The sequence below is a fragment of the Bartonella taylorii genome (assembly GCF_023920105.1).
Taxonomy (GTDB): domain Bacteria; phylum Pseudomonadota; class Alphaproteobacteria; order Rhizobiales; family Rhizobiaceae; genus Bartonella; species Bartonella taylorii.
This window is the reverse complement of sequence record NZ_CP083693.1, coordinates 247,739-255,000: the sequence shown is the minus strand read 5'-3', so window position 1 is coordinate 255,000 and position 7,262 is coordinate 247,739. Positions and strand designations below refer to the sequence as shown.

Below are 7,262 nucleotides of genomic sequence, written 5' to 3'. Positions count from 1 at the left end.
CTTCTTCTTTAGCGGAAATTCAGGCTGGTCTTTCAGCAAGCTCTGAAGAGATTTCATGGGTTCAAACCTCCTATCTCATCGCTGAAGTCATCATGTTGCCCCTTTCTGGCTTCTTAGGAAGATTGCTCTCAACACGCGTTTTCTTTAGCATATCAGCTGTAGGGTTTACGATTACCTCTGTCCTTTGTGCAACAGCAACATCTATTGAAGAGATGATTGTGTACCGAGCACTCCAAGGTTTTATTGGAGGAGGAATTATCCCCAGCGTTTTTGTCGCCTCTTATATACTTTTTCCTCCTTCCAAACGCCCAATTGTTACGCCTATCGTAGGACTGGTAGCAACGTTAGCGCCCACTATTGGTCCAACAGTGGGAGGCTATCTTTGTCATATCTTATCATGGCACTGGCTCTTTCTCATCAATGTACCCTGCGGGATTATTATCTCAATTCTCGCTTGGAAATTGATTGATTTTGATAAAGCTAATCCCTCTTTAATGGCTAAATTTGACTGGCTAGGCCTCATTTCTATGGCTGTTTTTCTGGGGACTTTGGAGTATATTCTAGAAGAAGGTGCGCGTCATGATTGGTTAAATGACAATCTCATTCTAACTTTGTTCGTTATCATGATCTTTTCTGCAAGCTTATTCTTCTGGCGCGCTTTTACTGCTAAAGAACCCATCGTTGATCTCTCAGCTTTTTCTAATTTCAATTTTTCAACCGCAGCAGTTTTTTCTTTTATGCTTGGAATCGGTCTTTATGGACTCACATATCTTTATCCTGTCTATTTGAGCCAAGTCCGTCATTATGATGCACTCATGATTGGAGAAACATTGTTTCTTTCAGGGTTCGCCATGCTATTAACTGCACCCCTTGCCGGATTTCTTTCAGCACGAATTGATGCACGTTTGATGATGGCGATAGGACTTTTTGGCTTTGCATTAGGAACTTGGATGGCTAGCTCTATCACAGACAACTGGGGTTTTTGGGAGCTCTTTTGGCCTCAAGTTTTCCGTGGCGCTTCTATTATGTTATGCATGGTCCCTGTTAATAACATTGCACTCGGATCACTGCCACCAGACCGAATGCAAAATGCCTCTGGACTTTTTAATCTTACACGTAATCTTGGCGGTGCCGTGGGACTTGCTATTATCAGCACCCTTATGACAAAACGCACAGACCTGCATTATGAACGAATAACTGAAACAGTCCAACACGGAAATAACCAAGCAACCGAAATGCTTTCAAGCCTTACTATGTACTTTAACTCCACAACTTTTGATCCGCATACTCTTGCTCTCTTCCAACTTTTTAATATGGCACGCGTCCAAGCAATGGTTATGGCTTTTAGCGATATTTTCTTTATAATAACCATTATCTTTGGCGTCTTGACATCCCTGACTGTTTTTCTCAAAAAAACACCACCTCTCACCGATGCTCCGGCAAACCACTGAGCTTAACTGTATGAAAGTCGAGGAGTATTTTTCTTTTCAAACGTTCCGTATCCCCTAAACATGTTAGAACAAAACTTTACATTGAATCATTGTCTCTAAACGAAATCTTGCAAAATGCAAAACTTGCTATACTTCCGATAATACCCATCATAAATTTTATCAAAATCGTTTTAAAATTAAGAAAGTTATTGGTACTCTCAGTGGATAACAAAAATTATTACAGAAAATAAATTCAAGATAAAAGAGAAACCATACTACGATATAAATCTATTCTAAAACCTTATATCGTATAAAAACACCTGCCCACCAGCAAAGATGATGTGTAAAGCCTTCAATTTTTGAAAAAAGAACGAAGAGAAGAGAGCTTTAAGCCACTTTATGACACTGAAAACGGCTCAAACCTTCCCGCTCTCCACTAGGGGCCAAAACACCATGACATTCGGAAAGATACTTTGGTATCAATTCCAACGCTTGAAAACGATGTTTTTCATAAGGACCGGGCATCGCCAAATTTTCTGTTAAGCTGTTTGAAAAACCAAAACGCTGATAAAACTCAGTATCACCGACAAGTAAGATAGCGCCGTAACCCTGTTTTTTTGCCGTTTCAATTGCATGCTGCATAAGAAACGATCCTATTCCCATACCGGAACACTTCGCTGAAACAGCCAGAGGCCCCAAAAGCAAAGCCTGCTGTGTTCCATTTTTCCCTTTGTTAAATCGAACATGCCAAAGACGTACACTGCCCACAAGCTCTCCAAGCGCATTTTTGACAACAAAAGAGAGTCCACACGCAGCCAACTGTCCACGACGCAAAGTTTCTGAAGACTTACGCTTACGCCCCTTCCCTAGAGCTAAATCAAGTAAGCGTTCGCGATGTGTTTTATCAATGTTTTGTTCACCTAAAAGTGTAAAAAATGCGCCATCTTTGGTTTGAAAATGTATCATATTCATCTTTATCACACGCCCCACTCTATCTTCATCATAAAGAAAAATTCAAATCACGTAGGAGCGCAAAGGCTCAAAACCATTAAAGGCAACAGATGCATAAGTTGCCGTGTAAGCACCAGTACCATGGATCAACAACTCATCCCCTATCGTAAGAGACAAAGGTAACATATAAGGTGTTTTTTCATAAAGAACATCTGCTGAATCGCATGTTGGCCCCGCTAAAATACAAGGCTCCATTGCCTTATCACCATGAGGTGTTTCAATAGGATAGCGAATTGCTTCATCCATAGTCTCAGCAAGACCATTAAATTTTCCAACATCAAGATAAACCCATCGGACATTATCATTGTCTGCTTTTTTAGATATCAGAACAACTTCTGCACGAATAACGCCAGCATTACCGACCATCCCACGCCCAGGTTCGATAATGGTCTCAGGAATACGATTGCCAAAATATTTCTTTAATGAATCAAAAACAGCCGTACCATAAGCTTGTTCTGTAGGAACATCTTTCAAATAACGCGTTGGAAAACCACCCCCCATATTAACCAACTTCAATGAAATTCCCTCTTGCTCCAAATGCCTAAAAACTGTAGCCGCGTCCGATAAAGCACGATCCCATGCGCTAAGATCTGTCTGCTGAGACCCTACATGAAAAGAAACGCCATACGCTTGCAAGCCTAATTGATGTGCCCGACGTAAAACATCAACCGCCATAGCAGGAACACAGCCAAATTTGCGTGACAATGGCCACTCTGCACCTTTTCCATCGGTAAGAACGCGGCAAAAAACACGAGCTCCTGGAGCAGCACGCGCAATTTTTTCTACTTCTTCAACACAATCAACCGCATAAAGTGAAATACCCAATGCGTATGCATGCGCAATATCACGCTCTTTTTTAATAGTATTCCCAAAAGAAATACGATCACACGTTGCCCCCGCTTTTAAAGCCATTTCAATTTCTGCAACAGAAGCCGCATCAAAAGACGAGCCTAAAGAAGCAAGCAAACTTAAAATCTCAGAAGCTGGATTTGCCTTTATCGCGTAGAAAATACGAGACTGTGGAAGAGCTTTTTCAAAATTTAAATAATTTTCACGGACAACATCAAGGTCAACAACCAAGCATGGACCATCAAAACAATGTGTTGCAAGAAAATCGCGAATACGTTGCGTCGCCATCTATCAATTCTCCTAGGGAAAAAAATCCCTACCCTACGCCTAGACAGCATAGAGCCGCCAACAGCCAAAGTACAAAATACACACAATGACCATCCCCATTCTGATTACTGAAATAACCAGAAATTAGCATTGCATACAGCGAAAAAACAGCGCGCAAACCGCGTTGCTTTACTTTATCTGCCTTTTTGATTGGAGTTGAGAAACCACTTCCGCACTGAAGGCAATGAGGTGTGCCTCTATAGTTATCCCAGCATTTGGACAGCTGGAAGACACCAGAAAGGCCCGCACCGTCGTTGCTTCAAGATGTCCTCACTCTTTCGGTTGGCCGTAAGAATGACTGGAGCGGTTAGTTCCAGGTACCGTACCGGTTAATCTCACCATTTGAGAACCAGCGGACACCCACAGGCACGTGCGACTTTGGGCAAGGCTTCATATAAAACGAATTCTTATTCATTTCAATCATTTTTTTTATTTTAAACATTTTTTAATTTTTAACGATAAGATGATGTAAAAAAGCAACAATGCCCTCATGCAAATAAGTCACCTTATCCGCTTTAACGGGGTGTAACCTTCACGAAATCCCCACACCATTATGTTACTAATTCACAATCTTACTTTAAAAGAATCTCTTTACTTGAGTGCCCTTGTTCCCGCCAACACCACCTAGAAAATATAACGCAAGATCTATGAAATATGACAATCTTTACGTTATGAAATCAGTAGCATCATTATATTTATCTACATCACTAACGCATTTTCTCTTACATTAACATAGCACATTAATCGTATGTTTCAGTCTATTTTAAAACAGCTTTTAAAATCACACGTTCGCCTTGAGGCTATCTCCCCTATTGGACTACCATAGTACTGTTTTTACTGTTTCAGAATTAAAAGTATTTGAAATAACTGAGTATTATAACATCAAGAATATCGGCTCAAAACGCATAGTGCTAATATATTTATAAATAAATTGCTTAATTTTTTACACAAAACAAAAAACCAAGCAAAAATCAGCTTTATAAAATACTTTCCCACCGCCTCCGAAAACTTTTCTCTCTTAACAAGAGAAAACTAAAGTTTTAAGCCCTAAAATACAATGCCTTTAAGACTCTTGATGAGAATCAATCGCACGCAATTTTGTTAATTGAAACTGCTTATGACGTTCGCGAAAACGCTGCCTATCAGCGTCACTTTTCGTATTATAACAAGCATCACACGAAACACCCTCCTCATAATGAACCGATAATTTGCTTTCAGCATTAAGAGGAGAACGACATGCATGACATAATTCGCGCCCGCATTCCTCAAGACCATGTTTAACAGAAACACGCTCATCAAAAACAAAACACTCGCCCCACCACAAACTTTTTTCCTTTGGAATTTTTTCCAAATATTTCAGAATCCCACCTTTTAAATGGTAAACCTGATCATAACCAAGATCACGCACATAAGCTGTTGATTTTTCACAACGAATCCCACCTGTACAGAACATGGCAATTTTCTTTTTCTTCTTTAAATCAGCTTCGTGCTTGAGCACCCACTCAGGAAATTCCCGAAATGTCTTAATACGCGGATCAATCGCTCCTTGAAAACTTCCGAGCGCATATTCATAATCATTACGCGTATCAATGAGGATTGTCTCTTCATCTTGAATAAGGGCATTCCAATCTTCAGGATCGACATAAGTACCAACAGCCTTTAACGGATTAACGCCTTCAACCCCCATTGTGACAATCTCTTTTTTCAACCGCACTTTCATGCGATGAAAAGGCATTTTTGATGCCCATGAATATTTAATCTCCGGCGTTTGGAATGCGGGCTCAGCTATAATAAAACTGACCAACGCTTCAATCGCAGCACAAGATCCTGCAACAGTTCCATTGATTCCTTCTTGTGCTAAAAGCAGTGACCCTTTGATACCCTTTGCTTGACACAAATCTAGCAAAGGTTTCTGTAATTGACAATAATGCTTCAAATCAGCGAAGCAATAAAGTGCAGCAACTTTAAAATTCTTTTCCATAAGTCTCGCCATAACGCGCGTTTCATTCAATTTCAAGATCTATTCATCTACTCTTTAACATATTGTGCTTAATCACACTATACTAACAACACACTCCTAGAGAAAAAAACCATGTGCCAAAAAATAAATCACCTTTTAACACTTCTCCAAGCACAAACTGTCATACCTGTTTTGCACATTGACGATCTTCAAATTGCTGTACCCTTAGCACGCGCTCTTGTTAAAGGTGGATTGAAAAGAATGGAGATCACATTGCGAACATCCAATGCATACGATGCAATAAACGCAATTACACAAGAAGTGCCGCAAGCAATTGTTGGAGCAGGAACAATTCTCAACACTATACATTATGAACAAGCCGAACGCGCAGGAGCAAAATTTATCGTAAGCCCTGGATTATCAGACGAATTGATCGATTGTGCAAAAAACAGTGAAATCCCCCTTCTCCCCGGTGCAATAACACCAAGTGAATTAATGCAAGCATGGAATAAAGGCTATTCATATTTTAAATTTTTCCCTGCTGAAGCGGGAGGAGGCATGGATTTTATCCAAGCCTTAGCAGCCCCTTTCTCTGAAATCAGATTTTGCCCAACAGGCGGCATTACACAAAAAAATGCAGCTCAATGGCTCCAACTTTCTAACGTCTTCTGCGTTGGCGGTTCTTGGATAGCTCCCAAACAGCTTATTACAGCAAATGATTGGGATGCAATCAGCGCATTAGCACATATAGCAGCACAGCTCCCCTCTTATCCGACAAAAGCACGTTCCACAACATAAGTCGCTGGTGCATTATTTGCACCTTCAACAAGACCAAAGGATTCACACATCCTTGCACAATCTTTCAGCATTGCCATCGAACCACAAATCATCACACGATCTTCATCAGGATGAATTCTTGGCAAACCTGTCGTTTTAAAAAAAGTGCCACTTTCCATAACCGTCGTAATGCGACCCATATGTTCGGAAGGTTCACGAGTGGTCATAGGATAAAATTTCAACTGTTGTATATATTCACTAATCAACGGATCTTGTTGTAAAGAAATAATAAGATCTTTTGCATAAGCAAGCTCATCTCGCACACGGGTTGTTTGAATAAGAACCACTTCTGAAAATTTTTCATAAGTTTCAGGATCACGAATAAGGCTTGCAAAGGGAGCAACCCCCGTCCCTGTTGAAAGCAGATAAAGACGTTTTCCAGGAATAAGAGCATCAAGAACCAATGTTCCAGTAGATTTCTTACGCATGAGAACAGTATCACCAATTTTAATTTTTTGGAGATGTTCGGTTAATGGCCCTCCCGGAACTTTGATCGAAAAAAACTCAAGCTGTTCATCCCAAAATGGACTTGCTATCGAATAAGCACGATAAATTGGCTTTTCTGCGTTTGGCAAACCAATCATAACAAATTCACCGGAACGAAAACGAAAACTTTCTGGACGATTCAGACGAAATTTAAACAAACGGTCTGTATAATGATAAACTTTTTGGACGGTAAGCGCGAATACATTTTCAGGAATTGGAAAGTTTGATGCAACATTGTTAATGTTCAACTGATCCTTTATGGCAGACGTATTCATAAAACTCTTCCTTATCTCTTTCTTGAACATGGACTCAAGATTCCCAAAATGATATAATGCTTGTGCAATCATCTGCCAATATTTCTC

The 7,262-nt window shown here is 40.2% G+C and carries 6 protein-coding genes (1 of these 6 cut by a window edge); 2 read left to right on the top strand and 4 right to left on the bottom strand.

What is annotated here, in order from left to right; genetic code table 11:
* Nucleotides 1-1,451, top strand: partial view of a DHA2 family efflux MFS transporter permease subunit gene (locus LBE40_RS01015; RefSeq protein ID WP_004861119.1) — the 3' portion only. The gene continues 121 nt to the left of window position 1, outside the view; only the last 1,451 of its 1,572 coding nucleotides appear in the window; its start codon lies beyond the left edge, outside the window; the stop codon is at nt 1,449-1,451.
* 366 nt (nt 1,452-1,817) lie between these two features.
* Here LBE40_RS01015 and LBE40_RS01010 read toward each other — a convergent pair whose 3' ends face one another.
* The 3 genes from LBE40_RS01010 to trhO form a co-directional block, all read right to left on the bottom strand.
* The gene (locus tag LBE40_RS01010; protein ID WP_040297122.1) at nt 1,818-2,402 is read right to left on the bottom strand and encodes a GNAT family N-acetyltransferase; all 585 of its coding nucleotides are present in this window, start codon (nt 2,400-2,402) and stop codon (nt 1,818-1,820) included.
* Nucleotides 2,403-2,444: 42 nt separating this feature from the next.
* Nucleotides 2,445-3,578 carry a type III PLP-dependent enzyme gene (locus LBE40_RS01005; RefSeq protein WP_004861113.1) on the bottom strand — a complete coding sequence of 378 codons (1,134 nt, stop codon included), beginning with the start codon at nt 3,576-3,578 and terminating at the stop codon, nt 2,445-2,447.
* A gap of 1,102 nt (nt 3,579-4,680) precedes the next feature.
* A complete protein-coding gene (gene trhO / locus LBE40_RS01000; protein ID WP_040297141.1) occupies nt 4,681-5,598 on the bottom strand; it encodes an oxygen-dependent tRNA uridine(34) hydroxylase TrhO in 918 nt (305 codons plus the stop codon).
* Nucleotides 5,599-5,709: 111 nt separating this feature from the next.
* Between trhO and eda the strand changes: the two genes are divergently transcribed.
* On the top strand, nt 5,710-6,375 hold the full coding sequence (gene eda, locus LBE40_RS00995) for a bifunctional 4-hydroxy-2-oxoglutarate aldolase/2-dehydro-3-deoxy-phosphogluconate aldolase (protein ID WP_004861107.1): 666 nt from the start codon (nt 5,710-5,712) through the stop codon (nt 6,373-6,375).
* Here the strand turns inward: eda and LBE40_RS00990 are convergent.
* Complete coding sequence (locus LBE40_RS00990) at nt 6,345-7,175, bottom strand: ferredoxin--NADP reductase (RefSeq protein ID WP_004861105.1); 831 nt, start codon at nt 7,173-7,175, stop codon at nt 6,345-6,347. The genes eda and LBE40_RS00990 overlap by 31 nt on opposite strands.
* Between the last annotated feature and the right edge of the window lie 87 nt (nt 7,176-7,262).

Coding starts and splice junctions, on each gene's coding strand:
- LBE40_RS01010 (WP_040297122.1), bottom strand. CDS start 2,402: ATGAATATGATACATTTTCAAACCAAAGATGGCGCATTTTTTACACTT.
- LBE40_RS01005 (WP_004861113.1), bottom strand. CDS start 3,578: ATGGCGACGCAACGTATTCGCGATTTTCTTGCAACACATTGTTTTGAT.
- trhO (WP_040297141.1), bottom strand. CDS start 5,598: ATGGAAAAGAATTTTAAAGTTGCTGCACTTTATTGCTTCGCTGATTTG.
- eda (WP_004861107.1), top strand. CDS start 5,710: ATGTGCCAAAAAATAAATCACCTTTTAACACTTCTCCAAGCACAAACT.
- LBE40_RS00990 (WP_004861105.1), bottom strand. CDS start 7,175: ATGAATACGTCTGCCATAAAGGATCAGTTGAACATTAACAATGTTGCA.